General features: G+C 34.8%; 23 protein-coding genes and 1 other annotated feature. Of the genes, 21 read left to right on the plus strand and 2 right to left on the minus strand.

Features of this window, described 5'->3' with window-relative positions; translation table 11 throughout:
- Window positions 1-3: 3 nt before the first annotated feature.
- The 10 genes from mutM to rplT all read left to right on the plus strand — a co-directional run bounded on the left by mutM (window position 4) and on the right by rplT (window position 10,606).
- A complete protein-coding gene (gene mutM, locus CEF14_RS00845) occupies window positions 4-876 on the plus strand; it encodes a bifunctional DNA-formamidopyrimidine glycosylase/DNA-(apurinic or apyrimidinic site) lyase (protein WP_102691082.1) in 873 nt (290 codons plus the stop codon).
- Window positions 877-891: 15 nt separating this feature from the next.
- Window positions 892-1,485, plus strand: coding sequence for a dephospho-CoA kinase (gene coaE / locus CEF14_RS00850; protein WP_102691083.1), 594 nt, complete (start codon window positions 892-894; stop codon window positions 1,483-1,485).
- Window positions 1,486-1,620: 135 nt separating this feature from the next.
- Window positions 1,621-2,643, plus strand: a complete 1,023-nt coding sequence (locus CEF14_RS00855; RefSeq protein ID WP_102691084.1) for a glyceraldehyde-3-phosphate dehydrogenase — start codon at window positions 1,621-1,623, stop codon at window positions 2,641-2,643.
- Between the two features lie 212 nt (window positions 2,644-2,855).
- Window positions 2,856-3,335 (plus strand): transcriptional regulator NrdR, encoded by a 480-nt coding sequence (nrdR, locus tag CEF14_RS00860; protein WP_102691085.1) that lies wholly within the window; start codon window positions 2,856-2,858, stop codon window positions 3,333-3,335.
- Between the two features lie 27 nt (window positions 3,336-3,362).
- Window positions 3,363-5,174, plus strand: a complete 1,812-nt coding sequence (locus tag CEF14_RS00865) for a DnaD domain protein (protein ID WP_245890019.1) — start codon at window positions 3,363-3,365, stop codon at window positions 5,172-5,174.
- Window positions 5,174-6,121 (plus strand): primosomal protein DnaI, encoded by a 948-nt coding sequence (dnaI, locus tag CEF14_RS00870; RefSeq protein ID WP_102691087.1) that lies wholly within the window; start codon window positions 5,174-5,176, stop codon window positions 6,119-6,121. The genes CEF14_RS00865 and dnaI overlap by 1 nt, the downstream gene beginning before the upstream one ends.
- Before the next feature lie 62 nt (window positions 6,122-6,183).
- Window positions 6,184-6,418, plus strand: a binding site (T-box leader).
- A 229-nt stretch (window positions 6,419-6,647) separates the two neighbouring features.
- Window positions 6,648-8,585, plus strand: coding sequence for a threonine--tRNA ligase (thrS, locus tag CEF14_RS00875; RefSeq protein ID WP_102691088.1), 1,938 nt, complete (start codon window positions 6,648-6,650; stop codon window positions 8,583-8,585).
- Between the two features lie 871 nt (window positions 8,586-9,456).
- Window positions 9,457-9,963, plus strand: coding sequence for a translation initiation factor IF-3 (gene infC / locus CEF14_RS00880; RefSeq protein ID WP_146013856.1), 507 nt, complete (start codon window positions 9,457-9,459; stop codon window positions 9,961-9,963).
- Window positions 9,964-9,995: 32 nt separating this feature from the next.
- Window positions 9,996-10,196: a 50S ribosomal protein L35 gene (gene rpmI, locus CEF14_RS00885; protein ID WP_102691090.1), complete on the plus strand. Its 201-nt coding sequence runs from the start codon at window positions 9,996-9,998 to the stop codon at window positions 10,194-10,196.
- A gap of 50 nt (window positions 10,197-10,246) precedes the next feature.
- A complete protein-coding gene (gene rplT / locus CEF14_RS00890) occupies window positions 10,247-10,606 on the plus strand; it encodes a 50S ribosomal protein L20 (RefSeq protein WP_102691091.1) in 360 nt (119 codons plus the stop codon).
- A 187-nt stretch (window positions 10,607-10,793) separates the two neighbouring features.
- Here the strand turns inward: rplT and CEF14_RS00895 are convergent, their stop codons facing one another.
- A complete protein-coding gene (locus CEF14_RS00895) occupies window positions 10,794-11,231 on the minus strand; it encodes an Rrf2 family transcriptional regulator (RefSeq protein WP_102691092.1) in 438 nt (145 codons plus the stop codon).
- 201 nt (window positions 11,232-11,432) lie between these two features.
- On the opposite strand from CEF14_RS00895, the gene hmpA reads away from it, so the two are divergent.
- The 7 genes from hmpA (at window position 11,433) to CEF14_RS00930 (ending at window position 18,947) form a co-directional block, all read left to right on the plus strand.
- Window positions 11,433-12,623 carry an NO-inducible flavohemoprotein gene (gene hmpA / locus CEF14_RS00900; protein WP_102691093.1) on the plus strand — a complete coding sequence of 397 codons (1,191 nt, stop codon included), beginning with the start codon at window positions 11,433-11,435 and terminating at the stop codon, window positions 12,621-12,623.
- 491 nt (window positions 12,624-13,114) lie between these two features.
- Entirely contained in the window at window positions 13,115-14,638 is a 1,524-nt protein-coding gene (locus CEF14_RS00905) for a DUF5776 domain-containing protein (RefSeq protein WP_102691094.1), read from the plus strand.
- A gap of 220 nt (window positions 14,639-14,858) precedes the next feature.
- Window positions 14,859-16,307 (plus strand): DUF5776 domain-containing protein, encoded by a 1,449-nt coding sequence (locus CEF14_RS00910; protein WP_170061392.1) that lies wholly within the window; start codon window positions 14,859-14,861, stop codon window positions 16,305-16,307.
- A gap of 110 nt (window positions 16,308-16,417) precedes the next feature.
- The gene (locus CEF14_RS00915) at window positions 16,418-16,687 is read left to right on the plus strand and encodes a DUF1294 domain-containing protein (protein ID WP_102691096.1); all 270 of its coding nucleotides are present in this window, start codon (window positions 16,418-16,420) and stop codon (window positions 16,685-16,687) included.
- A 128-nt stretch (window positions 16,688-16,815) separates the two neighbouring features.
- Window positions 16,816-17,253, plus strand: coding sequence for a dUTP diphosphatase (dut, locus tag CEF14_RS00920; protein WP_102691097.1), 438 nt, complete (start codon window positions 16,816-16,818; stop codon window positions 17,251-17,253).
- Window positions 17,254-17,323: 70 nt separating this feature from the next.
- A complete protein-coding gene (locus CEF14_RS00925; protein ID WP_102691098.1) occupies window positions 17,324-18,412 on the plus strand; it encodes a M42 family metallopeptidase in 1,089 nt (362 codons plus the stop codon).
- A 280-nt stretch (window positions 18,413-18,692) separates the two neighbouring features.
- Window positions 18,693-18,947 carry a hypothetical protein gene (locus CEF14_RS00930; protein WP_102691099.1) on the plus strand — a complete coding sequence of 85 codons (255 nt, stop codon included), beginning with the start codon at window positions 18,693-18,695 and terminating at the stop codon, window positions 18,945-18,947.
- Window positions 18,948-19,112: 165 nt separating this feature from the next.
- Here CEF14_RS00930 and CEF14_RS00935 read toward each other — a convergent pair whose 3' ends face one another.
- On the minus strand, window positions 19,113-20,051 hold the full coding sequence (locus CEF14_RS00935; protein WP_102691100.1) for a magnesium transporter CorA family protein: 939 nt from the start codon (window positions 20,049-20,051) through the stop codon (window positions 19,113-19,115).
- Window positions 20,052-20,761: 710 nt separating this feature from the next.
- Here CEF14_RS00935 and CEF14_RS00940 point away from each other — a divergent pair.
- From CEF14_RS00940 to CEF14_RS00955, 4 genes are all read left to right on the plus strand, one after another.
- Complete coding sequence (locus CEF14_RS00940; RefSeq protein ID WP_102691101.1) at window positions 20,762-22,378, plus strand: MFS transporter; 1,617 nt, start codon at window positions 20,762-20,764, stop codon at window positions 22,376-22,378.
- Window positions 22,379-22,452: 74 nt separating this feature from the next.
- Complete coding sequence (locus CEF14_RS00945) at window positions 22,453-22,773, plus strand: heme oxygenase (RefSeq protein WP_102691102.1); 321 nt, start codon at window positions 22,453-22,455, stop codon at window positions 22,771-22,773.
- A 688-nt stretch (window positions 22,774-23,461) separates the two neighbouring features.
- Complete coding sequence (argF, locus tag CEF14_RS00950; protein ID WP_102691103.1) at window positions 23,462-24,430, plus strand: ornithine carbamoyltransferase; 969 nt, start codon at window positions 23,462-23,464, stop codon at window positions 24,428-24,430.
- A gap of 301 nt (window positions 24,431-24,731) precedes the next feature.
- Window positions 24,732-25,889, plus strand: a complete 1,158-nt coding sequence (locus CEF14_RS00955) for an ABC transporter substrate-binding protein (RefSeq protein WP_102691104.1) — start codon at window positions 24,732-24,734, stop codon at window positions 25,887-25,889.
- Window positions 25,890-26,022 lie beyond the last annotated feature (133 nt).

Below are 26,022 nucleotides of genomic sequence, written 5' to 3' on the forward strand. Positions count from 1 at the left end.
CGCATGCCAGAATTACCTGAAGTAGAAGGAGTTGTGCGTGCACTTCAACCTGTCGTGTCGGAGAAAGTAATCCGTCATGTACAGGTTTCCAAAACAATCTGTACCTCCATTAATCAAGGAAAAGCCTGTATCATTAAGGGAATGGATCCGGAAATTTTTTCGGATGCATTAGTAAACATGACAATTAGAGAAGTCAAAAGACGTTCAAAGTATATCTTCTTCTATCTGGAAAAAGGTGACAAAAACTATGTGTTGGTCAATCATTTAGGTATGACTGGAGCATGGTTCCATGTTCACTCATTAAAAGAAATTACGGAAAATAAGTTTCAAAAGCATATTCATATTGTATTGACTTTTGAACAAGATGAATTTCTTGTGTATGCTGATATTCGACGTTTTGGGGAATTACGTCTCTTACATTCTATCGATGAGTATCCGCCACTTTTAGAAATCGCACCAGAGCCCTTTCTAGAAGAAGCGTTGCCCTATTTTTTAACAAAATCAAAGTTACCTAAATATGCAAACAAGCCAGTGAAAGAAGTCATTATGGATGGGCATGTCATTGCAGGTTGTGGCAATATCTACGCAACAGAGTCGTTGTTCAGGATGAAAATTCATCCTTCTAGAAAGATTTCTCGCATAAGTGATAAAAGAAAAAAGGAGCTATTCCAAACAATTGTATCGATTTTACAAGAAAGTATCGATGCTGGAGGTTCAAGTATTTCAGATTATCGAAATATAAATGGTGAAGCAGGTGGAATGCAAGATCGTTTACAGATGTATGGGAAGAAAGCGTGTCCAATATGTCATACTAATACAAAGCAAATGGTTATTTCAGGAAGGAATTCAGTGTATTGTCCGAAATGCCAACATTAAAGGTGTGTGAATAAATTGATTATTGGTTTAACTGGAAGTATTGCTAGTGGCAAAAGCACAGTAGCTAATATGTTAAAAGAATTAGATTTAAAGATTGTTGATGCGGACGTAGTTGCTAGAGATGTTGTAGAACCAGGAACAGAGACATTACAAAAAATTGTAAAAGTATTTGGCGAAGATATTTTACTAGAAAATGGTGCTTTAAACCGTGCAAAACTAGGAGAAATTATTTTCCATAACCCTGCAAAAAGAAAAGAATTAAACGAAATTATTCATCCTGCAATTCGTAAAGAAATGTTGAGACAAAGGGATGAATGGCTTGAAAAAGGGGAAAAACATATAGTAATGGATATTCCGTTACTTTTTGAAAGTAAATTACAACATTTTGTAGAAAAAATTCTAGTCGTTTCTGTTACTGAGGAAACCCAACTAACAAGATTAATGGAACGTAATCATTTATCCGAAGAAGAGGCGAAAGCTAGAATCGCCTCGCAGCTTCCACTTTCTGTAAAAGAAAAAGGTGCTGATGCAGTTATTTATAATAATGGGAATTTTGAAAATACACGCGAACAACTATTGAAAATACTCATTTCGTGGGACGTTATATAAGAATACTCTATAATATTCTGAAAATATAAACATTAAAATATAGCTTATAATATGTTTTACTTTCTGAGAAATGTGCTATACTATTTGAGAATAAAACAAATGAAGTATAACGGTTTAACAGGGAGGATTTTATTCATGACAGTCTCAATTGCTATTAACGGATTTGGCCGTATTGGTCGTATGGTTTTCCGTCAAGCGATACTGCAAGATGATTTAAATATTGTAGCAATAAATGCGAGCTATCCAGCCGAAACATTGGCTCATTTGATAAAGTATGACACAACTCATGGCAGATTTGATGGTGAAGTAAAAGCAGAAGAAGATGCATTAGTTGTTAATGGTAAACGCGTTCAACTTGTAAACGATCGTAACCCTCAAAACTTACCTTGGAAAGAAATGGGTGTAGATATCGTTATTGAAGCAACAGGTAAATTTAATGAACGTAGTAAAGCAGCATTACACCTTGAAGCTGGTGCTAAAAAAGTTATTTTAACAGCACCTGGTAAAAATGAAGATGTTACAATCGTAATGGGTGTTAATGATGATAAATTAGATCTTTCAAAACACGATATTATCTCCAATGCTAGTTGTACTACAAACTGTCTTGCACCAGTTGCAAAAGTTCTAAATGATACATTTGGAATTGATAACGGCTTAATGACAACAGTTCATTCATATACAAACGATCAAAAAAATATTGACAATCCACATAAAGATTTACGTCGTGCTCGTGCATGTGCTGAATCGATTATTCCAACTTCTACAGGTGCTGCGAAAGCCTTGACATTAGTATTACCTGAATTACAAGGTAAATTACATGGTATGGCTCTACGTGTTCCTACACCTAACGTTTCATTAGTAGACTTAGTTGTAGACTTACAACGTGATGTTACAGCTGAAGAAGTAAATGAAGCATTCAAAAAAGCGGCTGCAGGAGCACTAAAAGGTATTTTAGATTTCACAATGGAACCACTTGTATCTCGTGACTATAATACAAATCCTGCATCAGCAACAGTTGATGGTCTTACTACAATGACAATCGGTTCTCGTAAAGTAAAAGTACTTGCTTGGTATGACAACGAATGGGGTTACTCTTCACGCGTTGTAGACCTTACAAAAAAAGTTGTAGCTGAGTTGAAAGAAACAGTAAACGCATAATTATTCGTTTCGATAAAATCCTTCTAACCGAATTGGTTGGAAGGATTTTTTTTCTAAAATTGAGCGAAAATAGATAATAGAATCGAAATTTGTCATATTCTGAACAGTTTTTTTAGTGTAAAGGACAATTTCTACTCTTTTTTTCGATTTATATCATTATTTTTTGATATAATAGGTAAACTAATATGTTTCGAAATCAGGAGAGAAAAGTTATGAAATGTCCAGCATGTCAGTATAACGGAACGAAAGTCATCGATAGCAGACCAGTTGATGATAATAAAGCCATTCGCAGGCGTAGAGAATGTGAATCATGTAGTTTTCGTTTTACGACTTTTGAAAAAGTAGAAGAGATGCCACTAATTGTTATAAAAAAAGATGGATCGCGTGAAGAATTTAGTCGAGAAAAAGTACTTCGAGGTCTTATTCGGGCATGCGAAAAGCGTCCTGTAGCTTTAAGTGTGTTAGAGGATTTAGTGTTTAATATTGAGCAAGATTTACGAAGAATTGGTAATGCTGAGGTAAAAACAGAAGATGTTGGGGAAATGGTAATGGATAGACTTTCTAAAATAGATGAAGTTTCCTATGTTCGTTTTGCATCCGTTTATCGCCAATTCAAGGACATTAATGTATTTATTGATGAGTTAAGAGAATTAATCGAAAAACAATCTAAAGAACATGAAAATGAAAAGTAAGTGTAGGTTTTGGAAGGAGAATCGTTGGTGAATTTATATAAAGAATTGCAACCTGTTGATCGCCTATCCATTCGCGTACCTTTTCCTCTATCTAGTTATGACCGAAAGCTGATTACTCTTTTGTATCAACCGCTTATTGGAGCAGAACCAATTAGCCTCTATTTTTTGTTATGGGCTGAGGGAGAAAATGTAGATGATAGTACAAGATCACACTATCATTTGATGAACTCTTTAGACATGCCGATTGGTAAAATTTTCAAATCAAGAATAGCTCTTGAAGCGATTGGATTATTACGCACTTGGCGTAAAGATCAGCAAGAAATGCGTTCTTTCATCTATGATGTGATGCCACCTCTAGATGCAGCTACATTCTTTGATGATCCACTACTATCAATGTTCCTATTCAGTAAAATTGGTGAATCAGCATACCGAAATTTACGGCAACGTTTTGTTTCAAAAGGAATGTCCAATTATGGCTATCAGGAAGTTTCAAGAACATTTACAGATGTTTATCGACCTGTTCAGCATAGTTTGCCATCTGATGAAATACAGCTTACAGGATTACAAGAAAAGCCAAAAGAATTGCCTTTTCACTATGAGGATTTTGATTTCAACCTATTAAGAGCGGGCTTATCGGAGCAACTTATTCCGTCATCCGTATTAACAGCAGAAATCAAAGCAACGATTGCAAAATTAGCTTTTCTTTATCATTTAACACCACTTGATATGCAGAAAATTGTTTTATTAGCGCTGGATGATCAAATGGTTTTGAGTGATTTACGTTTAAAAAAAGAAGCAGCAGATTATTATAAACTAACAGTATCGAAAGAACCTCCATCGATGCAATCTGTCATCAAAAATCAACCGAAACAAGAAGTATTCACACAAACATCTTTAATAGATGAGGAAATCGATCCTATGGAGGCAGAGCTGATACGCTGGTTCGAAACATCTTCGCCAATTGATGTATTGACTGCAGTAGCAGGTGGCAAGGAGCCATTTCCTAATGATCGGCAGTTAGTAGAAGATTTGGTGATGCAATATGAAATTCCAACACCTGTTGTGAACGTATTAATTCATTATGTTTTTTTACGTAATAATGGGAAATTAAACCGCAAATATATTGAAACTATCGCATCCCATTGGCGTAATACAGGCGTCAAAACAGCCAGAGAAGCGATGAAGTTAGCAAGAGAGTTTGAAGAAAATAATGCAACTGATTCAAAAACAACAGCAATAAAAGAAACAAAAGATTATTCAAAAGAATACAAATTGCTAAAAGCTGGGGCAGGTGTTTTTTATCAACTACCACAGTTTGTTGATTCGGAGTATTCAAATATAGAAGAATTAAAAAAAGAGTTAATTTCAATCTTTGATCGTGTAAAACCAATTGATTTATTAACAATGCTTGTAAAAGGGAAGACGCCTTTTGAAAAGGATGTAAAAGTGGTACAAGATTTTACTTCTAAGTATGATATGCAAACGCCTGTTGTGAATGTTCTTATTCATTATGCATATTACCTAAGTAATGCCAACTTAAATAGTGCATTCCTGCAAGCAATTGCTTCTAATTGGCAAAAAAACAGTGTTCAAACAGCTGAACAAGCTTTGGATTTTGCAAAAGAATATCAAGTTCAGAAAAGCCGAAAACAATTTATCCCAAAAGGAAAACAAACGGCAAAGCCTAAAAATGTTCCTGATTGGTACTATGAAAACAAATTAAAACAACAGAAGAAAAAAGAAGGACAATCATCCGAAGAGAAGCAAACAGATTATGAAAAGAAACGTCGAGAAATATTGAAAAAACTAGGTATGAATGAAGGAGAGGTGGATTCATAATGGAACCAATCAACAATGAATTGAAAAAGATGATGGATTCACAATTTCAAGCACGTTACAATGAAATGCAAAGAGAAATACTTGAGAATAAAGGAGTTCAAAAATTCTTAGCTGATCATGATCAAGTAGCAAACCGTGAAATGGTTGAAAGAGGTTTAGGAAAACTTTACGAATATGTTAATCAACAACATGATTGTGGCCAATGTGAGTCTGTCGCTACTTGTAAAAACGCTATAAACGGATTTGTTCCAAAACTAACCATTATTCGAGGGCAAATAGATGTAGAATACGTTCCTTGTCAAACAAAGAGAATGGAGGATGCCCGTCGCAAAGCAGCTTCTATGATTTCGAGTATGCATATGCCAAAAGATGTTCTCAAGGCGAAAATCAGTGACTTAGATACGAGCAATGAGTCTAAAAAGGCAATTCGAACGTTTGCAGAATTATTTATACAAAAAGTACGCAATACAGGGAACTTACCGAGAAGTGGATATTATATCTATGGTAATTTTGGTGTCGGTAAATCGTATGTACTTGGAGCAATTGCGAATGAGCTTGCTACAATGGAGATCAAAACGGTTATGGTTTATGTACCTGATTTCCTAAGTGAATTGAAAAGTTCCATTCAAGATCAGTCACTACAAGAAAAGGTTGACTTTGTAAAAAAAGCACCTGTCCTTATGTTAGATGACTTAGGTGCTGAAAGCTTATCTGCTTGGACTAGAGATGAAATTATCGGAACGATTTTACAATTCCGTATGAATGAAGGATTACCAGTCTTCATCACATCTAATTATAATTACGATCAGCTTGAAAATCATTTTGCAACAACTCAAAAAGGCGACGTAGATGTGATTAAAGCAGCCAGAATAATGGAACGTATTAAAGCATTAACGACAGACTTTGAAATGATTGGGGAAAATAGACGACTTTATCAAATTGATTAAGACGTAAATTGATACTTGATTTTTAAAAGTATTCAGTATATAATTTCAGTCATAATCTAAATTGAAATGCTTAGAAAAGGACAACAATTTTCTGCACGACTCAAAGAGAGGGAAGCCTTGGCTGAAAGCTTCTTAGTAACGGCACAAAATTTACCGCCTTGGAGCAGCGACAGTGAATGAAAAGTAATTGTCGACGGTTGCGGCCCGTTAGCCGATCTAGAGCTTCATCTATGTAATGCTTTTTAGCTTACTTAGAAGGAAGAAGGGTGGAACCACGAGTATAATCTCGTCCCTTTGTGGACGGGATTTTTTTTATGCAATTATTTAAGTGCTGAGGGATCTTGGGTTTAAGGTAGAGCGTCTAAGTGCGCCGCGTCCTGTGACAACGACTATCTGACTCACATTCTTGGCGCTCTCGAGGGCTGATCAGGAAAGTGCTGTAGCTTCTCAATTTAAATTGTGCATAGAAAATTTCTCCAGCTTGTGGCCCAGAGCTCTTGAATATATAAAAAAAGGAGAGATTATTATGGCAGACATGATCAAATTAACATTCCCTGACAGCTCAGTAAAAGAGTTTGAAAAAGGTATTACTACTGATGCAGTTGCACTATCAATTAGCCCAGGATTACGTAAAAAAGCAATTGTGGGTAAATTTAATGGCGTATTAGTTGATACTAAGACTCCTCTTAATGAAGACGGTTCAATTGCAATCATTACACCTTCTGATGATGAAGCACTTGAAGTATTACGTCACTCAACAGCCCATCTATTAGCTCAAGCTGTTAAACGTTTATTCCCTGGTGTAAAACTTGGTGTTGGTCCTGTAATTGAAGGTGGTTTCTACTACGATATTGATTCTCCAGAACCAATCACTTCTGAGGATTTTCAACGTATTGAAAAAGAAATGAAGAAAATTGTTGCAGAAAATATTGAAATCGTACGTCATGATGTTTCACGTGCAGAAGCGAAAAAACGCTTTGAAGAAATTAGTGATGAGTATAAACTAGAGCTTCTTGAAGCAATTCCTGAAGACGAACAAGTTTCAATCTACGAACAAGGTGATTTCTTCGATCTATGCCGTGGGGTACATGTACCTTCTACAGGTAAAATTAAAGAATTTAAATTATTATCAATTGCTGGTGCCTATTGGAGAGGTAACTCAGACAACAAAATGCTTCAACGTATTTACGGTACAGCTTTCTTCGATAAAAAAGATTTAAAAGCACATCTTGAAATGCTTGAAGAAGCAAAAGAACGTGACCACCGTAAAATTGGTAAAGAACTCGAACTATTCACTACAAACAAATTAGTAGGTCAAGGTTTACCACTATGGTTACCAAATGGTGCTACAATTCGCCGTACAATCGAACGATACATTGTGGATAAAGAAGTATCTCTTGGTTACAAACACGTTTACACTCCAGTACTAGGTTCTAAAGAACTTTACGTAACATCAGGTCACTGGGATCACTACCAAGAAGATATGTTCCCACCAATGGAAATGGACAACGAGACATTAGTGCTTCGTCCAATGAACTGCCCTCACCACATGATGGTCTATAAATCAGCAATGCGTTCATACCGCGATCTGCCATTCCGTGTTGCAGAACTTGGTACAATGCACCGTTATGAAATGAGTGGCGCTGTTTCTGGTTTACAACGTGTTCGAGGCATGACTTTAAATGACGCTCACCTTTTCGTTCGTCCAGACCAAATCAAAGAAGAATTCAAAAAAGTAGTTGAATTAATCCTATCTGTTTATAAAGACTTCGATTTAAACGACTATGAATTCCGTCTTTCATACCGTGATCCAGAAGATACTGAAAAGTACTTCGATGACGATGAAATGTGGGAAAAAGCACAAAGTATGCTAAAAGAAGCAATGGATGACCTTGGCTTAAGTTATTACGAAGCTGAAGGTGAAGCAGCATTCTATGGTCCAAAACTTGACGTTCAAGTGAAAACTGCAATTGGTAAACAAGAAACTTTATCTACAGTTCAACTTGACTTCTTATTACCAGAACGCTTTGACTTACACTACATTGGTGAAGATGGTAAACAACATCGTCCAGTCGTTATTCACCGTGGTGTTGTATCTACTATGGAACGTTTTGTAGCCTTCCTAATCGAAGAGTACAAAGGTGCATTCCCAACTTGGTTAGCGCCAGTTCAAGTTCAAGTAATTCCTGTTTCTAACGATGTACACTTCGATTACGCGAAAGGTGTACAAGAAAAACTTCAAGCAGCAGGCTTCCGTGTAGAAATGGATTACCGTGACGAAAAACTTGGTTATAAAATCCGTGAAGCACAAATGAAGAAAATCCCTTACATGCTTGTATTAGGTGATAAAGAATTAGAAGATGGCAGCGTAAACGTTCGTCGTTATGGCTCAAAAGATTCTGAAACAGTACCATTTGAAGAATTCTTAAAAGCCATTCAAGAAGACGTAGCTCATAAAGGTTAAAAGCGAATGGCGCTCGTTAAGCTTTGTCGGTCAGATGTTCTACACGCGAAGAGGCGCTCTTTGCCTCACAGCGGGGAGGTTATCTGGTCCGAAAAGCTAGCGCCAGTAGCTGGATAAGGTTAAAGAGCGAAGAAAGCTTATTTTACTAATTATAATAGAAGATAAAGCACATCCTTACTACTAAGGTAAGAATGTGCTTTTTTATGACAATGTTTAAAATAACTCTAGTACTCCTATTCCAGTAGAAATAGAATTGGCATATGATTTGGTAGAAAGTAAATATATAGATGAAATTTTTTAAGGGAATTTTGTATAGCCATCTTAGTTGAAGTGGAATTAGCGAAGACTCCTGTGGGAAAACGGACTAGACGAGACCCCGCAGGAAGCGATTAAGGAACAGAGTCTAAGAACGCCACGTCCTGTGGCAAGGACTCCGTGACCAACATCCTGTTGCCCTGAGGAAGCTCGTCAGTTCGCCCACGGAAAGCGATGCTAAATCCACTTCCACTTCATGAAAATGCAGATTTAAATCGATCTAATATATAAAAGAAAATATATAAAAGAAATTATAATAATCATTGACAAAGTTTATATGACATGATAAACTAATAAAGGTTAATGAATACAAGTTTGTGGTTGAAGAAGAGGCTGCCCGCTTCTCACCTGATCGATCTAAGCAATTAGTGTTGACAGGTTACATGATAGAACGGATCACGCATTTCGGCGTGTACATATATCTTGCGGGCGGACATTTCGACTATGTCCGCCCTTTTTTAGTGGACATCGAAATAACCGTACCGATTCATCGGGCAACTAGCCCAAACCATGTATTCGCGACACTACTTGGAGGTGGATTGTTATTAGCAAAGACATGTATGTAAACGAAGGCATTCGCGCTCGTGAACTTCGTCTAATCGATCATAATGGTGATCAGCTTGGAGTAAAATCACGCAATGAAGCCTTAACTATTGCAGAACGTGCAAATTTGGATCTTGTCCTTGTGGCTCCTCAAGCCAAGCCACCGGTCGCTCGTATCATGGACTATGGTAAATTCAAATTCGAGCAACAAAAGAAAGATCGCGAAGTACGCAAAAACCAAAAAGTTATCGTGATGAAAGAAGTAAGACTAAGTCCTACTATTGACGAACACGATTTCCAAACAAAATTGCGTAACGGGATTAAGTTCCTTGAAAAAGGGGACAAAGTGAAAGCATCTATTCGCTTTAAAGGTCGTGCAATTACGCACAAAGAAATCGGCCAAAAAGTATTAGATCGCTTCGCAGAAGCTTGTGCTGAAGTTGCAACGGTTGAACAAAAACCGAAAATGGAAGGCAGAAGCATGTTCTTAGTACTTCAACCTAAGAACGAAAAAAAATAAGTTTTAGTCGAACAGTTTAGGAGGAATTCGAAATGCCAAAAATGAAAACTCACCGTGGCGCAGCTAAACGTTTCAAAAAAACGGGTACTGGTAAATTAAAATATGACCGTGCTTTCGGTAGCCACTTATTCGCAAACAAATCTACAAAAGCAAAACGTCACTTACGTAAAGCAAACATCGTTTCTTCAGGTGACTTCAAACGCATCAAATCTTTACTTACGAACATTAAATAATTCGAAAATAACAATATATTCATGTAATTGAATAGCAGGAGGTAATTAGTATGCCACGCGTAAAAGGCGGTACTGTAACACGCGCTCGTCGTAAAAAAGTTTTAAAATTAGCTAAAGGTTACTTTGGCTCTAAACACACATTATATAAAGTTGCTAACCAAGCAGTCATGAAATCAGGTCAATATGCATACCGTGACCGTCGTCAAAAGAAACGTGATTTCCGTAAATTATGGATTACTCGTATCAACGCTGCTGCTCGCATCAACGGTCTTTCTTACAGCCGTTTAATGCATGGTTTAAAAGTTGCTGAAATCGAAGTTAACCGTAAAATGTTAGCTGATTTAGCAGTAAACGATGCAGCTGCATTCGCTCAATTAGCAGACGCTGCTAAAAAAGCAATCGTTAAATAATATATGCAATTAGCATATTTTAAGCCTATGAATGTTATACATTCATAGGCTTTTTTTTAAAGCTATATTCTATTTTGGGGGTATTCATTCAATATAGCGAAGAGTAATAGAAAAAAGTAAAGTTTCATTAAATAAAGGAAAAACCTTTCGCTCACAACGAACGAAAGGTTTTTCGCTATTTTAGGAACTACTCCTTGAAAAGTATAGCTGCCATTTCCTCTTTTGAATGAAGAAAATCACTTAGTCTATATTCGTCTAAAACTGATATATAAGCATGAAGTGCCTTATTTAATGCACCTTTCAAATTACATACGGGAGAGATGATACAACCAATAGATTCAGGATTAAAACAATCGACTAGATAGAAATCTTCCTCAGTTTGTCGAATAACCTTACCGATAACAATATCCTCAGGCTTCATTGCAAGATGAATACCACCACCACGACCACGAATGGTTTCAATATATCCAAGCTTACCAAGCTCATGTGTAACTTTCATTAAATGATTCTTTGAAATTCCATATGCATCCGATATTTCTTTAATCGTGGCTAGCTTCTCAGGTTCCATGGCACCAAGATAGAGCAGGACACGTAAAGAATAATCGGTATATAAAGTTAATCGCATCCAAAACACCACCATTTCTATAACTATTATACCATGTAAAGTAAAACCCACGTTAATTTTAAAAGATACTTTTTAAATATGTCTTTTTCGTCAAAAGATATATTTAAAATATGTCTTTTTTGTTAAAGATGTATTTTTAATATTGCTTTAAAGAAAAAACGGGTGTATCTTTTAGTTGTTAAAAGAAAAGGAGTGTTGATCATGTTATCTCAACAAACTATGGATATCGTAAAATCTACTGCACCAGTATTAGAAGTACACGGAACAGCCATTACAAAAACTTTTTATAAAAATATGTTCGCAGCACATCCAGAATTATTAAACATCTTCAACCATGCTAACCAAGCAAAAGGTCGTCAACAAGCAGCGTTAGCTAACACAGTTTATGCAGCAGCAGTGCACATTGAAAATTTAGGAGCAATTATGCCAGTTGTTCGCCAAATTGCACAAAAACACCGTAGCTTAGGGATTAAACCAGAACATTACCCAATCGTTGGAGAATTTTTACTAGGCGCAATTAAGGAAGTTCTTGGGGATGCAGCAACTGATGAAATTATCAATGCTTGGGCAGAAGCATATGGCGTAATTGCTGATGCATTCATGGCAACTGAAGAAGAAATGTATAAAGAAGCTGAAAGCCAAGAAGGTGGTTGGAGATTCTTCAAAGAATTTGAAATCGCTGATAAAGTGAAAGAAAACGATGAAATTACTTCATTCTACTTAAGACCAGTTGCAGGAAAAGAATTACCTGAATATAAACCAGGTCAATACATTACAGTTCAAGTTCAAATCCCTGGTGAAGAATACGCTCATAACCGTCAATATAGCTTATCAAGAGCTCCAAAAAAAGATGCATTCTTCCGTATTTCAGTGAAACGTGAAGATTTAAACGATCCACAAGGTAAAGTATCCGTTTATCTACACAACCAAGCGCAAATTGGTGATCGTATTAAAGTTAGTGCACCTGCAGGAGATTTCCAATTAGACCTTGCATCTAAAGCACCAGTAACATTCATCGCCGGTGGTGTTGGGATTACGCCATTAATGAGTATGTTCGATACTTTAGCTGCACTTGATGCAAATAGAAAAACAACACTTATCCACAGTGCACGTACAGCAAAATTACATGTTTTCGACAAAGAAATTTCTTCAAACTTAGAAAAAATGCCTAATGCAAGTTATATCGCATTAAATACAGATGAAGTTGGGCACATCACAAAAGAATTCTTAGAAGAAAACGTAAGTCTTGAAAATGATGTTTATGTTTGTGGACCAGCAGTATTCATGGAAGCAATTATCAACCATTTATATGAAATTGGTTTCAAAGAATCTCAAATCCATTTCGAATTCTTCGGACCAGCAATGCAACTAAAAGTAAACGCTAACGCATAATAGCAAAATAAAAAAATAGCAAAGAGCCAAAAAAGTAGCCAGAGAAGTATATCTGGCTGCTTTTTAATGGGGAAATAATTTAGAAATTAGCCGAAAATATTGAGTTATGAGTTAACGTAGAAGACGCGAGTGAAGCAAAAGGGGGCTCGTCAGTCGGCAGCTGCTAACCCAGAAGGAAAGTAAATTCTATATATACAGCAAAGTTAGCAGATTCATACGATTTCCAAACTTATAAGAGCCTTAAAGGTAGTGCTGCTAAGTCGAAGTGTACAGTACGAGACAGGCTAGTGAATCTGTTAAAATTCCACATATAAAAGCCTAAATTGATTCATTTTGATAAAAAATTCAATTTATTGTAACAAAATCAATTAATAATAATAAAAATTGTTAATTTCCTTATATATGAATCTTTATACCTAGTAAAAATTTGTTATTCTATTAGTAAAGAGTTAGGTATATAGATACATTAATTGAAAAGGAGATTAGCATCGATGAAGAAAATGAAAGTATTAATCGCAGTATTTGTCGCGATGATTGTATTTACAGTTAGTATGCATCGTGCTCATGCTGAAGAGTTAGGGCCGGCGAATCCTGATAGTACAACTAAATGGGAAACAACACCTACAGTAGTAGATACCTCAAGCAATAAATTACGCTTAATGAAGTCAGAACCAATTATTGCGGATATTTCAAAATGGCAAGGGAATATCGATTGGGCAAAAGCGAGTAAAAAGTTGGATTTAGTAATTATTCGTACACAGCATGGTAGTACGGATGAAGATACATATCATAAGAAAAATGAAGCAGGTGCGAAAAAATACGGTGTACCATTTGGCGTATATGCTTATAATTTGGCTGTCTCATCTGCAGATGCAAAGGTAGAAGCAAATGACTTTTATAATCGAGCAGACAAAGATGCTCAATTCTATGTAATTGATGTGGAACAAAATACAAGTTTATCAGGAGAAAGTATGCGAACGATTACAAACGCATATATCAAACAACTCCGTACAAAAACAGATAAGAAAATTGGGATATATGTTGCACATCATTTGTACAAAAGTTTTAATTTAGATACGTCCAAAGCAGATTTTGTATGGATACCTCGATATAGTACATCCAAACCAGACTATGACTACGATCTATGGCAATATACAGACAAAGGAAGAATCGATGGAATTAATGCAAATGTTGATTTGAATCGATTAAATCCAAATCTTACATTAGATGAATTTTTAAACGACACTGACTCATCAAAAGATGATAATAGTGAGAGTTCGGAAGAAAAAGCAAATGGAGATAATTCAGAGACTGAAACAGCAAGTGTCCATGTCGATTACCATTCAACGAATCCTAAACAGATTGTTTTAAATATGGATACTGCCCAATATAGAAACAGTAATTTAGATGGAACAACAAAAACAGCAACCTTAAAAAAAGGGCAAGTACTTGAAACAACTGCACTTGTGAATAGTACACAAGGTAAAAAGGCATTACAATTAGCGAATGGTCAATATATTACTGCCGATAAAAAAATTGCGATTCAATTATCAGCAGATATAAATTCATATTATACGAAAAAGCCGTCTTATGTGATTTTAAGCAAAGATGTAGGTGCATATTCTTCTACTAGTTTTGCTAATTCCACTAAAATGTTCAATGTCAAGAAGAATACCATTTTAACAATTAAGGATATAGCGTATACTTCGACCGGTATTCCAAGATTAAAAACAGTTTCTGGTAGTTATATTACAGCAAACAAATCGTATGTAAATGTCCTAACTTCACAGTTCAAAGACTATGTTTTAACAAAACCGAATTACGTTAAACTTACTAAAAATGTAAATCAATATAGTAGTATTTCTTTTACATCATCTACAAAAAGCGCTGTTCTAAAAAAAGGTAAATTAGTAAATATTAAAAGTATACGTTTTACATCTGCAGGTACACCGCGACTACAACTCACAAATGGTTTATATATTACAGCCAATAAGAGTTGTTTAGTAGCCTATTAGTTAATAGAAACGTGGATTCGAAGAATAGAATCTGCGTTTTTAATTTCAATCTCTAATAAAAATAGGATCATTGTTAGATGAATGTAAAGTAAGTGTAACTATCGTAATCTATTTGAAGGCAAGATGTTTTATATTTTATCTTCAACTTTTGGTATTCTTTAGTTGGCGGAGATTTAGACATCTTAGAAATTACTAAAATACATACAAGGAGAAGAGAATAGTGAAAGTTATTAGGAACATTGTGGGTATTCTTTTTTTGACGATTGCGTGTCTCGTAACCGTCCATACAGCATCTGCAGAAGAACTTGCACCAGCAAACCCAGACCACACAACAAAGTGGGAAACAGCACCAATTACAAATAATCTATTAAAAAAAGCTTCGTCAGAACCAGTCATTGCGGATATTTCGTACTATCAAAAGAACGTTGATTGGAGTCAAGCAAGTAAAGTATTAGATCTAGTAATAATCCGTACTCAATATGGTAGTACGTTTGAAGATCCAATGCATTCGACCTATGAAGCAGGAGCCCAAAAATATGGCGTTCCCTTTGGTGTGTATGCTTATAGTTTGGCTGAGTCGTCAAGTGATGCCAAAATTGAGGCGAACAATTTTTATAATAGAGCTAGTAAAAATACGAAATTTTACGTGCTAGATGTTGAGCAAAATACGAGTAAATCAGGCGAAAGCATGCGTACGATTATAAATGCATATGTAAAGCAATTACGTACAAAAACAGATAAGAAAATTGGTTTGTACATTGCAAATCATTTATATGATGATTTTAATTTGGATACATCTAAATTTGATTTTGTATGGATTCCACGGTACAACAATAGTACTGCTGCACCATCACATCCATATGATTTATGGCAATACACTGACCAAGGAAGAGTAGCAGGGATTAGTACATATGTTGACTTAAACCGTCTAAATCCTAATGTGAGTTTGAGCTACCTAACAGGTAATAGTAATATTACAACTGCAAGTAGACCAAGATATTACACTACAAATCCAGGTAAAATAGCTGCTAAGGTACAACTGAATCAATATTCGTCTACCAATTTTACCAATGCTACAAAAGGAAAATCTATTGCAAAAAATACATTAATCGACGTAGTAGGTATTGAAAAAACGGCTGCTGGAACACCAAGACTCAAGCTAAAAAATGGCATGTATTTAACAGCTAATCGAGACTATGTGGTAAAAGTAACCTCTAGTATTGATCAATACTACACAAAAACACCAAGTAAAATTCTAGTAAAATCAAATTTATATGCTTATAACAATGCAGATTTAGATAAGAGACTTGTAAGTGTTAAGAAAAATACAGTATTGAGTATCAAAGATCTTGCCTACTCTTCAGGTGGTACACCTCGTTTAAAAACAGTCTCAGGATCGTACATCACAGCAAGTAAAGACTTTGTAAGAGTGGTGACACCATCGATTACGAATTATATTTACGTAAATCCTGGAACTGTTCAATTAAAGAAAAGTGTATACCAATATAGTCGTACAACCTTTACGTCAGCAACACGAGGAAAAGTTCTAACAAAAGGCAAAAAGTTAACGGTTAAAGCTGTTTCATTTACATCTGCAGGTACACCAAGACTCAAATTATCAAATGGTTACTACATTACTGCAAATAAGTCATACGTAGTAGCTAGATAATTAATAGTAATAAAATGCAGTTCATAAATAGTGCATATAGAGAATAATTTCTCTATATGCTTTTTTATTCTTAACGATTTACTATAAGAAAGGAGATTATAGGAGGAGCAATGGATACTGATTTATCAACTATACTAAATGGTTACTTTTTACTTATGTTTATAATAGGATTTCTAACAATGGGTATTGATAAATGGAAAGCAATAAATAATCGATGGCGTATTCCAGAAAAGAGATTATGGTTAATTGCCTGGATGGGTGGAGCAGCGGGTACTTGGTTAGGCATGATTCTATTTCATCATAAAACACGCCATCTTCATTTTGTTTATGGTTTTACAATTTTAGCAATAGCAGAAGCGTTTATTATTTATAATATTTAAATGACAAGATAACAAGTAATACAGGATCTCATATTGGTGTTAAATTTCTACGATATTTCTTTTCAATAGTAGACTTTTTCGATACGATGAATAAGTAGAAATTTTTATTAAAAAAGGTAGGTAATATGATGGATTTCACATTAAAAGTACAACTTATTCATGAAGAGGCGAAAATGCCATATCGTGCTAATCCAGGGGATGCAGGATTAGATTTATATGCAGTGGAAGAACAAGTAATCAAGGCAGGGGAGTCTGCATTAATTCCTACAGGTATTATTATTGAATTACCAAAAGGTACGGAAGCACAGATTCGCCCAAGAAGTGGCCTTGCCCTAAAACATTCTGTAACAGTACTAAATAGCCCAGGAACTGTCGATGAAGGTTATCGTGGTGAAATCAAAATCATATTAATTAATCATGGTAAGAAGGATTTCTTAGTAGAAAAGCATATGCGAATTGCACAAATGGTTATTGCACCGGTTCTTCAAGTACAATTAGAACAAGTACAAGAGGTTTCCGATTCAACTCGTTCAGAACAAGGATTTGGCTCATCAGGAAAATTCTAAATATTCTTTTGAATTTACCTACTATTGGATTTATAATGAACAAGTACTGAATATTTAGGGGGTCTAAATAATGGTTCAATATGATGAAACACTGACGCTTTTAAAAGATTTAACGGATGCACGTGCAATTGCGGGCAATGAAAAAGAATCAAGAGATGTTATGACTAAGTATATTACTCCATATGCTGATCAAGTAGAGACTGATAACCTAGGTTCTGTCATTGCTGAGAAAGTTGGCGATGCAAATGGACCGAAAATCATGGTGGCTGGTCATCTAGATGAAGTAGGCTTTATGGTTACTCAAATTGATGACAAAGGATTTTTGAAATTTCAAACGGTAGGTGGCTGGTGGTCACAAGTTATGCTTGCTCAACGAGTACAAGTCGTAACTCGTTCTGGTGAAACAATTGTAGGGGTTATTGGTTCAAAACCACCACATATTTTACCTGCATCTGCTCGTAAACAACCTTATGAAATTAAAGATATGTTCATCGATATCGGTGCATCTTCTAAAGAAGAAGCATTAAGCTGGGGTGTAAAACCTGGTGATATGGTAACACCTTATTTTGAATTTACAGTAATGAAAAACGAAAAACATTTACTAGCTAAAGCATGGGATAATCGAATCGGCTGTGCAATTGCTATTGAAGTTTTAAAAGGATTAAAAGATGTGAAACACCCAAATGTTGTTTATGGTTGTGGGGTAGTTCAAGAAGAAGTAGGGCTTCGTGGCTCTAAAACTGCTGCTCATAAGATTAATCCTGATATCGGTTTTGCGGTTGATGTAGGGATTGCGGGAGATACCCCTGGAATCTCCTCAAAAGAATCAAACAGTAAAATGGGTGCTGGACCACAAATTATTATTTACGATGGTTCTATGGTTGCTCATAAAGGTTTACGCGATCTTGTAGTAGATACTGCAGAAGAAAACGGAATTCCATATCAATATGAAGCAATTCCTGGTGGGGGTACAGATGCAGGCTCCATCCATTTAACAGCAAATGGTGTACCCGCATTATCCATCGGTATCGCAACACGTTATATACACTCACATGCAGGAATCTTACATCGTGATGATTTCGAAAACACAGTAAAATTAGTGATTGAAGTCATTAAAAAGTTAGATCGTGAAACTGTTAATAAGATTATTTTTGAATAAAAGAAAATAGTTGAATTGTAAAGAACGAGTAAAACCAATTTTATAAATTCTCTAAACTTTGCTATTAACTACCTCCTACCGGGTTTGTAGGGGGTAGTTTTTTATGCACAAAAAATTAGGAATATCTAATGAAGAATTAATTGAACAATTTAAAATGGAAATTTTCTTAGAACAAGAATTTAACTTTTGAGTATTCAATATACTATCATGAAACCCCAAATTTGCATTTGTATGTTTACAATATATAATAATGATGAACCCTTATTTGGAGGTATAAAATTTGGACATTGACCTGGAATTGCAGGGCAAAGATGCCTTGTGTGAAGTTATTTTAGAAGGGGATTTTGAACGGATTGCAATATGGTTAGATGGGGAATGGTCAGTTGTTGGTTCTCCGTTGTATCAAACAAAATCTAGAGAAGAAGAGCCCATATGCATTCTTCATGAAAAGGACTTATTAGGTTCGTATGAAGATGAGGACTTCTTAGAGAAGTTAATGCATCAAATTGACGAATTAATGGGTAGAGTATGTTAATAGGAACATTTTTACATGGATCAGTTATAAAGTAAACAAACTGTAATATTGATATTCTTTACACGCTAAATTGAGTAGCGTGTTTTTTGTTGAAAAGAGAAATGTAGTGACTATAAAGTAAAAACCGATGATTCTTTATGAAGAATCATCGGTTTTTGAAATTTATTAAAATAATCTTTTTCTCCAAAAAATAAATGCAGTTGTACTAGATAAAAAGATAGAAATAGTAATAGCAATCCAAAAAGCATGTTTATAATGCTGAAATGGAACTGGCACATTCATACCGTAAAAACTTGCCACCATAGTTGGTAAAGATAAGATAATCGTAAAGGATGTCAAAAATTTCATTACCATATTTAAGTTATTTGAAATAACCGATGCAAAAGCGTCCATCATCCCACTTAAAATGGATGAATGCGTTTCAGCCATCTCAATGGCTTGCTGATTTTCAACAATTACATCCTCTAACAATTCTTTGTCATCTTCAAACATTTTTAAGTAATTACTTTTTAACATTTTCTGCATGACTATGTTATTTGATTTTAAAGAAGTGGTAATATAAACTAAGCTTTTTTCCAAGTTTAATAATGTAAATAATTCTTTATTTTTCATTGACTGATGTAATTCTTTTTCAATTTCATCTGTCTTTTTGTTGATTAATTTTAGATTTTTAAGAAACGAAGTTGCGATTACATAAAGAATTTGAAAAGCAAATCTTGTTTTTTTATAGGTGAAAAATTGTTTTACTTTATTTTGTACAAACATTTGGAAGATCGGATTGTCTTTTAAACAAACTGTGATAAAGCAACCCTTAGTGATAATCATTCCTAGAGGAATCGTATCATATATTGTTAAACCACTATCGTCCTTTGACATTAAAGGTACATTAACGATAATCAATATATTATCATCATCTTTTTCAATCCTTGATCTTTCCTCTTCGTCCAGTGGATCTTTTAAAAAGTCTAATGGAATTTGAACTTTACTTGCAACATCGTTTATCTCTTCTTCTGTTGGGGATATTAAATTAATCCAACATCCTTTTGTAATTTCTTTAGTTTCTTCTAATTTACAATTTTCATTTGTCAAATATATGTTCAACATAAACTAACCTCCTCATTGATTGAGAAAGCCGATAAAGTTCCAGTCATTGTAAAGAGTTGATTCTTTTGAAAGTAATCAACCTTTTTAGGAGTGGGACAATTATGACTTCCTCTTTACACTCCCTGGGATCAGGATCGTTACAACTTCGACTACCCAAAAAAATCAACTCCTTTTCATTCATAAATAAATATAAATAAGAACATTTTATATCATATACTGTCAGTATCAACTTGTAAACTCGTAAAAGATAACTAAATCATTAAATTTATAATTCAATCTCATCAATCTCTTATCGGTTTTTAAATACGAATGGATACTTTAACCAGATGCTTTTCATGTTCAGATTAGGTGTTTGCTTTATATCTAAAAAAATAAGTGACACAAGTGTAACTTATATGTATAATAATACTGTAGTGACACAAGTGTAACTTATTAAAGAATCTTACTACATCAAGTGCTGCAACAATAAAAACTTTGGTACAGATTATGTAGCGTGTGAAGGTGGAGCTAAAGTAACAGTTAGTAAATCTTTTAACTTTAATAAATCATATTAAGAAGAATAGAGATATGGAAGATACAACACCATTTGGTCTAGCAATACAGCAATTTCACATGTTAAATCAGAGGAAGAAAAACAGATGTTGCAATTCTACGGAATTAAACTAGGAAAGTTGATCAAACCGAAATCGATGAATTCAAGGAGGATTTTTATGTCTGAAAAAACTTCGAGCCAGACGTGGGCACTTGTTCTTTTCTCGATTGGTGTATTTATAGCCGCGCTTGATAACGGAATTATTTCAGCTGCTCTTACGACTATAAACAGCTCGTTTGGCGTTTCTGCAAACTGGGGTGCTTGGGGAATTACCCTTTACACATTAGGATTAGCGATTAGTGTTCCAATTGTCGGGAAACTATCTGACCGATATGGTCGAAAAAAATTATTTATTGTTGAGATTGCGTTGTTTGGGATAGGCTCATTAGCTGTAGCACTAAGTCCATCGTTTAGTTTTTATTTAGTTGCACGTCTTATTCAAGCACTAGGTGGTGGAGGAATATTCATCATTGGTAGCTCGCATATTTTAAGTACTTTACCCGAAGAAAAACAAGGTAAAGCTTTAGGGATGCTTGGCGGTATGAATGGGATTGCTGCGGTATTAGGACCTAATTTAGGCAGTGTGTTACTCGATTTAACAGGAAATTGGCATTATTTATTTTTGATTAATGTGCCAATTGCGCTTGTTTTAGTTATTTTAGGTACTTTCAAACTTCAGGAAACAAAGGACACTGCTTCGGGTAAACTCGATTTAGTTGGAACAATCCTACTATCATTCTCCATTTTAGGTTTTATGTATGGTCTTACAAATATCGAGGGGACAGAATTCTTTAAAAGTATAGCTCAACTGAACGTATATGGGTATATTCTCGCAGGGATTATTTTCTTTATCATCTTATTAATTCACGAAAAACATTTAGATGCAAAAGAAGATGGTGATCCTATTCTACCTTTTTATTTATTAATAAAACCTACTTATTTAGTAACTCTTTTAATTGGTGCTCTTTCAGGTGCTTTGTTAGCCGGAATGATTTTTATCCCTGCTTTTTCAGAACAAGTATTAGGTGTGAGTGCTGAAAATGCTGGCTATTGGATGACGCCTCTTGCTCTTGCTTCTGGTGTTGGTGCTGCAATGGGCGGAATACTTGTTGATAAAAAAGGACCGGTATTGGCTGTTTTCTTATCAGGGATTATTTCAGCGATTGGGTTTCTATTATTCCCAACATGGATTGAATGGAAATGGCAATTTATCATTTCATCTAGTATTGCTGGTATTGGTATCGGTATTATTTTAGGTGCTCCTTTAAATATTTTAGCGACTGAAAAATTAAAATCTGATAAAGGCTCTGCGTTAGCAGCTTTATCACTTAGTAGACAAATTGGTATGACCTTAGCGCCGACCATTTATGCTGGATTTATCGCACGTGGATTTGCTGAAATTCCATCATTATTTAAAACAGAGTTTCCACAAATTTTACAAGATCATTTAAAAACGGCTAATTTATCACAAGAGGCTACCACCGAATTACAACAACTATTACAACATATGATGACAAGTGGTCGCCTAGTAGAAAAAGATTACACAGCAATCCTGAACCAAATTCAAGATCCAACTTTAAAAAGTACCATTCAAACTTCAATTTATCAAATTACGAAAATTGCTGCTCAAAATGGGTATGGAGGATTATTCTATACCGCTATGGTAATAGCTATTTTGATTATAATAGCATCGGTTATTTTAATTCCAATTCGTAAAAAGAATGCTACCTTATAAAAACGAGTGGTTCATTCATCATTTCACTTGTAAAACGAATAAAAAATAAATGATAAAATTAAGGAGAGATTAACATGTTTGTTATTACAAATCGTATCAAAACTAAAAAAGGGTTCGCTAGTCGTATGGCGCCAGCTTTTACAGCTGATAAACAAATTGGAGAATTCGAAGGATTTATTAAAACGGAAGTATTAGTTTGCACATCCAATGAAGAATTCGATGAAATGGATGTAAATATGTATTGGAAAAGTTTAGAAAATTTTAACGTCTGGCGTGAAAGTGATGCCTTCAAAAACGCACATAAACAATCACCTAATGATGCGACAAAAGAATCTCCTTTACTTGGAAGCCAAATCGTTATTTCTGAACTTGCTTCTTCAACAGAGAACTACTGAAATAGTATCGGAAAAGGAAGTTTTTAGATAGAACTTTGAATTATGTAGTGAATATTGTAATATCAATATTCACACACATGCAAAAATCTTTACATTGTGATGGCTTTGGAAAATAGTAAAGTTTGTTAGTACAAAATTGAACTGTTACCTAGTTAATAAGTTCGGATAAAAAGTTTAGGTTCGTGAAATACGCTCTACTTGAGTCAATGTCATAATTTAAAGTTTTGATATAAAATACGAACATTAAAAGTTTAAATTGTTGTGCAATACCTATTAGGATATTGTCTAAGGAGCGGAAGATGGCGACTCCTGTGGGAAAGCGAGAAAAGTGAGACCCCGCAGGTAGCGTAAGCGGACGAGGAGGCTCACTGCTCGCCCACGGAAAGCGCCATCTGGAGCGGCATATTAAGTAAATAGTATAGTTGAAGTGTAATCCGAATTATTGGATCGTATATTTCAATAGCATTCGTTTTTTACGACTAGAATAGTATTTATGAAATTGATTCATTTAAGCTTTTAAAATAATTTTGATCCTTACTTTTATAAAAAATAGCTTTTCAGTTAAAATCCTTTACGCGTTACTGCAAAGGATTTTAATTTTTTGAAAAAACATAAAAATACAATTGATTTAATAAATATACAAATGTATAATGTTCATTATCACAAGGAAATGTAAGGAGCGATTTTGATGAAATTATTAGAACTTGTTCAGCTTAAGCTGGTTACATCTTTAAAAGATAAGGATTTACTTGCACTTACTGATTACACAAGTGAGGAAGTAAAAGGATTACTTGACCTTGCTATGAAGTTAAAAGTTATTACGAAGGAAGGTAGTTGTCCTCCATTATTAGAAGGAAAAACATTGGGAATGATTTTTGAGAAGAATTCAACTCGTACTCGTATTTCGTTTGAAGTTGGGATGAATCAGCTAGGTGGTAAAGGAATGTATATGAATGCACGCGATTTACAAATTGGTCGTGGTGAATCGATTCATGATACAGGTCACGTTCTATCAGGCTACCTAGATGGTATTATGATTCGAGCAAACTCACATGAAATGGTGAAAGAACTTGCAGAGCATGCATCAATTCCTGTTATCAATGGCTTAACAGATCTAGCGCATCCTTGCCAAGCTTTAGCAGATTTAGAAACAATCGCTGAAGAAAAAGGGGAACTAAAAGGTTTAAAACTTGCGTATATTGGCGATGGCAATAATGTTGCCCATTCACTTGTGGTAGCTTGTGCTCATGTTGGAATAGATGTTGTTGTTGCAACTCCGAAAAACTATGAGCCAAGTGAAGATGTGATGAAAAAAGCAGCAGAAATTGCATTAAATAATGGAAGTACAGTTGCCCATACTTATGATCCTGTTGAGGCAGCAAAAGACGCTGATATCATCTATACAGATGTATGGACATCGATGGGTCAAGAAGAAGAATCGGCAAAACGTCTTAAAGACTTTAAAGGATATCAAATTAACGATGAACTTGTAGCACATGCAAAACCTAATTATATGTTCCTGCACTGTTTGCCTGCTCACCGTGAAGAAGAAGTGGCTACATCCGTAATTGACGGTCCAAATTCCTTTATTTTCGAACAAGCAGAAAATCGTCTACATGCACAAAAAGCAGTACTTGCTTCTATCTTGGGAGAATAATTATTGTAAGAGACTTCCCATAAGTATAATTTAATAAGAAATGTAGTTACTTAATTCATTAAAAGTTGCTCTTCTGCATTATGTAGAAGAGCAACTTTTTTCATAAATTAAGTTTATTGGAGCATCGCATGGTGATTTCAGTAGATAGACTTTTGGGTAAGTGATTAATAATTAAAAGTAAAAATTAATAAAAATAAATATCAGAAAATAATAATAATTTTGATTTTTCTATTTACATATTCGTGTAAATATAATTTAATAGAATAGTATTTACATTAAAACCAACATTAGGAGGGCACATATGAATAAAATAACCAAAAAAATTCTAGTTTTTGTTTCAGCATTGATGTTAATTGTATTGGCTGGATGTGGCGCAAAATCAAGTAGTAATGGAAAAACAAGTGGCGAACAATCTAATGGGAAAATTAATGCTAAATTTGGTGTTATTGCATATATGACAGGAGCAGGAGCTGCATACGGGGAAGCAATTACAAATGGATTTAAACTGGCTCAAAAAGAGATCAATAAACAAGGTGATGTTAACATTGAACTTGTAACTGAAGACTCAGCTGGTAAACAAGAACAAGCACTATCAGCTGCTCAAAAATTAATGAGTGACAATGACATCATCGCTCTATTAGGACCAACTTTAAGTACAGAATTTAAAGTAGTAGCTCCAGAATCAGATTTAGAAGGCATTTCAATTATGGGTACATCTACAACTGCGGAAGGTATTCCTCAAATCGGAGATTATGTATTTAGAAATTCAATTCCAGAAGCATTGGCCATTCCTGCAGCTATGGAAAAAGTAGTATCTAAAACTGGTGCCAAAAAAGTAGCAATTATTTATGGAAATGATGATGTGTTTACAAAATCAGGTTATGATACGATGAAAAAAGAAGCAGAAAAAATGGGATTAGATATCGTAACTACTGAAACCTTCCAAAAAGGTCAAAGTGATTATAATGCACAGTTAACGAAAATTAAAAGCAAAAAACCTGATTTTATATTAGCTTCCGCTTTATATAATGAGGGTGCTGTTATTATGGACCAAGCTCGAAAAATGGGTATTGATGTTCCGTTTGTTGGTGGGAATGGATTTAACTCACCTGAGGTTATTAAAATTGCAGGAAATGCTGCAAATGGTTTAGTGGTTGCAACACCATGGTTTGGCGATTCAAAAGAACAAAAAGTGGTTGATTTTAATAACAAATACAAAAAAGCATATGGTAAATTACCAGACCAATTTGCTGCTCAAGCTTACGATGCTTTATATATCTATGCGGATGCATTGAAAAGAGCAGGAAAAGCAGATCGTGAAGCATTCCATAAAGCATTAGCAGAGACAAAGGATTTTGATGGTATTCTTGGTAAGTTCTCATTTGACAAAGAAGGCGACGTAGTAATGGAACCTAAAGTTGTCGAAATAAAAGACGGAAAATTCGTCGAATTTAAATAATTGAAATAACTAGAGGCTGTCCAATAAGTATAGTCGAATAGGAAATGTAATTAGTAAAAATTGCTCTTCCACACTTTGTGAAGAAGAGCAATTTTCTTTAAATTTTTTTAAGTGGATTTACATTTCGGGTGAT

It is taken from the genome of Rummeliibacillus pycnus (assembly GCF_002884495.1).
GTDB classification, from domain to species: Bacteria; Bacillota; Bacilli; order Bacillales_A; family Planococcaceae; genus Rummeliibacillus; species Rummeliibacillus pycnus.

What these genes read in the sequence shown, in the direction of transcription:
- thrS (WP_102691088.1), top strand. Translation starts at nt 6,648, where the DNA reads ATGGCAGACATGATCAAATTAACATTCCCTGACAGCTCAGTAAAAGAG.
- CEF14_RS00855 (WP_102691084.1), top strand. Translation starts at nt 1,621, where the DNA reads ATGACAGTCTCAATTGCTATTAACGGATTTGGCCGTATTGGTCGTATG.
- CEF14_RS00955 (WP_102691104.1), top strand. Translation starts at nt 24,732, where the DNA reads ATGAATAAAATAACCAAAAAAATTCTAGTTTTTGTTTCAGCATTGATG.
- CEF14_RS00935 (WP_102691100.1), bottom strand. Translation starts at nt 20,051, where the DNA reads ATGTTGAACATATATTTGACAAATGAAAATTGTAAATTAGAAGAAACT.
- dut (WP_102691097.1), top strand. Translation starts at nt 16,816, where the DNA reads ATGGATTTCACATTAAAAGTACAACTTATTCATGAAGAGGCGAAAATG.
- infC (WP_146013856.1), top strand. Translation starts at nt 9,457, where the DNA reads ATGTATGTAAACGAAGGCATTCGCGCTCGTGAACTTCGTCTAATCGAT.
- rpmI (WP_102691090.1), top strand. Translation starts at nt 9,996, where the DNA reads ATGCCAAAAATGAAAACTCACCGTGGCGCAGCTAAACGTTTCAAAAAA.
- CEF14_RS00895 (WP_102691092.1), bottom strand. Translation starts at nt 11,231, where the DNA reads ATGCGATTAACTTTATATACCGATTATTCTTTACGTGTCCTGCTCTAT.
- rplT (WP_102691091.1), top strand. Translation starts at nt 10,247, where the DNA reads ATGCCACGCGTAAAAGGCGGTACTGTAACACGCGCTCGTCGTAAAAAA.
- argF (WP_102691103.1), top strand. Translation starts at nt 23,462, where the DNA reads ATGAAATTATTAGAACTTGTTCAGCTTAAGCTGGTTACATCTTTAAAA.
- CEF14_RS00940 (WP_102691101.1), top strand. Translation starts at nt 20,762, where the DNA reads ATGTCTGAAAAAACTTCGAGCCAGACGTGGGCACTTGTTCTTTTCTCG.
- mutM (WP_102691082.1), top strand. Translation starts at nt 4, where the DNA reads ATGCCAGAATTACCTGAAGTAGAAGGAGTTGTGCGTGCACTTCAACCT.
- CEF14_RS00945 (WP_102691102.1), top strand. Translation starts at nt 22,453, where the DNA reads ATGTTTGTTATTACAAATCGTATCAAAACTAAAAAAGGGTTCGCTAGT.
- CEF14_RS00915 (WP_102691096.1), top strand. Translation starts at nt 16,418, where the DNA reads ATGGATACTGATTTATCAACTATACTAAATGGTTACTTTTTACTTATG.
- CEF14_RS00905 (WP_102691094.1), top strand. Translation starts at nt 13,115, where the DNA reads ATGAAGAAAATGAAAGTATTAATCGCAGTATTTGTCGCGATGATTGTA.
- nrdR (WP_102691085.1), top strand. Translation starts at nt 2,856, where the DNA reads ATGAAATGTCCAGCATGTCAGTATAACGGAACGAAAGTCATCGATAGC.
- hmpA (WP_102691093.1), top strand. Translation starts at nt 11,433, where the DNA reads ATGTTATCTCAACAAACTATGGATATCGTAAAATCTACTGCACCAGTA.
- CEF14_RS00925 (WP_102691098.1), top strand. Translation starts at nt 17,324, where the DNA reads ATGGTTCAATATGATGAAACACTGACGCTTTTAAAAGATTTAACGGAT.
- dnaI (WP_102691087.1), top strand. Translation starts at nt 5,174, where the DNA reads ATGGAACCAATCAACAATGAATTGAAAAAGATGATGGATTCACAATTT.